Here is a 2,500-nt window from a genome sequence, read left to right as displayed (position 1 = left end):
ATCAAACTTGGAGATAGCTGGTTCTCCGCGAAATCTATTTAGGTAGAGCGTCCAGCGAATACCCCCGGGGGTAGAGCACTGAATGGGCTATGGGGACTCACCGTCTTACTGATCCTAATCAAACTCCGAATACCGGGGAGTACTACTGGGCAGACACACGGCGGGTGCTAACGTCCGTCGTGAAGAGGGCAACAACCCTGACCACCATCTAAGGTCCCTAAGTTATGGCTAAGTGGGAAAGGATGTGAGGATCCCAAAACAACCAGGATGTTGGCTTAGAAGCAGCCATCATTTAAAGAAAGCGTAACAGCTCACTGGTCTAAATAAGGGTCTTTGCGCCGAAAATGTACCGGGGCTAAAGCCATACACCGAAGCTGTGGATGCACGTATGTGCGTGGTAGCGGAGCGTTCCGTAAGCCTGTGAAGGGACAGTCGTGAGACATCCTGGAGGTATCGGAAGTGAGAATGCTGACATGAGTAACGATAAAGGGAGTGAGAGACTCCCTCGCCGAAAGTCCAAGGGTTCCTGCTTAAAGTTAATCTGAGCAGGGTTAGCCGGCCCCTAAGGCGAGGCCGAAAGGCGTAGTCGATGGGAACCACGTTAATATTCGTGGGCCTGCAGGTAGTGACGGATCGCGTGTGTTGTAAGGTCTTATTGGATTGATCTTGCAGCGAAGCGGTTCCAGGAAATAGCTCCTGCATATAGACCGTACCCTAAACCGACACTGGTGGACTGGTAGAGAATACCAAGGCGCTTGAGAGAACTGCGTTGAAGGAACTCGGCAAAATGCACGCGTAACTTCGGAAGAAGCGTGACCTCCATTTAGGCAACTAGGTGGGGGTGGCACAGACCAGGGGGTAGCGACTGTTTACCAAAAACACAGGGCTCTGCGAAGTCGCAAGACGACGTATAGGGTCTGACGCCTGCCCGGTGCTGGAAGGTTAAGAGGAGATGTGCAAGCATTGAATTGAAGCCCCAGTAAACGGCGGCCGTAACTATAACGGTCCTAAGGTAGCGAAATTCCTTGTCGGGTAAGTTCCGACCTGCACGAATGGCGTAACGACTTCCCCGCTGTCTCCAACGCAGACTCAGTGAAATTGAATTCCCCGTGAAGATGCGGGGTTCCTGCGGTTAGACGGAAAGACCCCGTGCACCTTTACTATAGCTTTACACTGGCATTCGTGTCGGCATGTGTAGGATAGGTGGTAGACTTTGAAGCAGTGGCGCCAGCCATTGTGGAGTCATCCTTGAAATACCACCCTTGCCTATATGGATGTCTAACTGCGGCCCGTTATCCGGGTCCAGGACCGTGTATGGTGGGTAGTTTGACTGGGGCGGTCGCCTCCTAAAGAGTAACGGAGGCGCGCGATGGTAGGCTCAGAACGGTCGGAAATCGTTCGTCGAGTGCAATGGCATAAGCCTGCCTGACTGCAAGACTGACAAGTCGAGCAGAGACGAAAGTCGGTCATAGTGATCCGGTGGTCCCGCGTGGAAGGGCCATCGCTCAACGGATAAAAGGTACGCCGGGGATAACAGGCTGATGACCCCCAAGAGTCCATATCGACGGGGTTGTTTGGCACCTCGATGTCGACTCATCGCATCCTGGGGCTGGAGCAGGTCCCAAGGGTATGGCTGTTCGCCATTTAAAGCGGTACGTGAGTTGGGTTCAGAACGTCGTGAGACAGTTCGGTCCCTATCTGCCGTGGGTGTAGGAATATTGATAGGATCTGTCCCTAGTACGAGAGGACCGGGATGGACGTATCTCTGGTGGACCTGTTGTCGTGCCAACGGCATAGCAGGGTAGCTATATACGGACGGGATAACCGCTGAAGGCATCTAAGCGGGAAACCCACCTAAAAACGAGTATTCCCTATCAGAGCCGTGGAAGACCACCACGTTGATAGGCCGGGTGTGGAAGTGCGGCAACGCATGCAGCTTACCGGTACTAATAGCTCGATCGACTTGATCACTCCCATTTACAATATCCATCGAACAACGTTCGATGATCTATATCGCTCACGCCAGTCTGGCTTCGCCAGACGGCTGCGCGGGCGCGCCGGACTACCGGCGGCACACAGTCGTGTGCTTATTATTATCTGCACGAAAGACGGCAAAGTGAATGAAGCAGTGAGTAAACATACTCACCTACTGCCTTATTCCCCTACTGCCCTAACCAGCTTCTCAATTTGTGTTCTTCGCCGACCTGGTGGTTATGGCGGAGCGGCTGCACCCGATCCCATTCCGAACTCGGCCGTGAAACGCTCCAGCGCCAATGGTACTTCATCTTAAGATGCGGGAGAGTAGGTCGCTGCCAGGTCTGCTAAGCACACAAATCAAACCATCTTCTCTAAAACATACAAAACACTTCAAACATGCGTTAATCGCACAAAATACCCAACCGGTTCTAAAATAATCACCCTGGCGCGGGGTGGAGCAGCCCGGTAGCTCGTCAGGCTCATAACCTGAAGGCCGCAGGTTCAAATCCTGCCCCCGCAACCA

General features: G+C 53.2%; 1 tRNA gene and 2 rRNA genes (1 of these 3 cut by a window edge). All 3 read left to right on the top strand.

Features of this window, described 5'->3' with window-relative positions:
• Positions 1-1,971, top strand: a 23S ribosomal RNA gene (locus QBD01_RS25325); it begins 842 nt to the left of the window's first position.
• A gap of 232 nt (positions 1,972-2,203) precedes the next feature.
• Positions 2,204-2,318, top strand: a 5S ribosomal RNA gene (gene rrf / locus QBD01_RS25320).
• Between the two features lie 105 nt (positions 2,319-2,423).
• Positions 2,424-2,500: transfer RNA gene (locus tag QBD01_RS25315), tRNA-Met, on the top strand.

Source organism: Ochrobactrum sp. 19YEA23 (assembly GCF_029909865.1).
Lineage (GTDB): Bacteria > Pseudomonadota > Alphaproteobacteria > Rhizobiales > Rhizobiaceae > Brucella > Brucella gambitense.
The sequence above is the reverse complement of the archived record's forward strand: the minus strand, read 5'-3'. Positions and strand labels throughout refer to the sequence as shown.